The organism is Streptomyces minutiscleroticus, from assembly GCF_014650875.1.
Lineage (GTDB): Bacteria > Actinomycetota > Actinomycetes > Streptomycetales > Streptomycetaceae > Streptomyces > Streptomyces minutiscleroticus.
The window spans coordinates 1-570 of sequence record NZ_BMVU01000267.1 but is presented as its reverse complement, the minus strand read 5'-3'; the positions used below and the strand labels follow the sequence as shown (position 1 = coordinate 570).

Here is a 570-nt window from a genome sequence, read left to right as displayed (position 1 = left end):
GCCGAGGGTGTGGGTGTGGTGGTGTTGGAGCGGTTGTCGGACGCCCGGCGTCTTGGGCATGAGGTGTTGGCGGTGGTGCGGGGTTCGGCGGTGAATCAGGACGGTGCGTCGAACGGTTTGACGGCGCCGAACGGTCCGTCGCAGGAGCGGGTGATTCGGGCGGCTTTGGTGGATGCGGGGTTGGGGGTGGGTGATGTGGATGCGGTGGAGGCGCATGGTACGGGGACTGCGTTGGGGGATCCGATCGAGGCGCAGGCGTTGTTGGCGACGTACGGTCGGCGGGAGGGGGTGGGGGAGCCTTTGTGGTTGGGGTCGTTGAAGTCGAATATCGGGCATGCGCAGGCGGCTGCGGGTGTGGCGGGTGTGATCAAGATGGTGCAGGCGTTGCGGCATGGTGTGTTGCCGGCGTCGTTGCATGTGGGTGTGGTGTCGTCGCGGGTGGACTGGGCGTCGGGTGCGGTGGAGGTGTTGCGGGAGCGGCGGGTGTGGCCGGAGGTGGATCGGCCGCGTCGGGCCGCGGTGTCGTCGTTCGGTGTGAGCGGCACCAACGCCCACGTCATCCTGGAACAG

General features: G+C 68.1%; 1 pseudogene. It reads left to right on the top strand.

Annotated elements, in window-relative coordinates:
* Positions 1-570: pseudogene (locus tag IE271_RS41400) on the top strand (polyketide synthase); the annotation flags it as partial.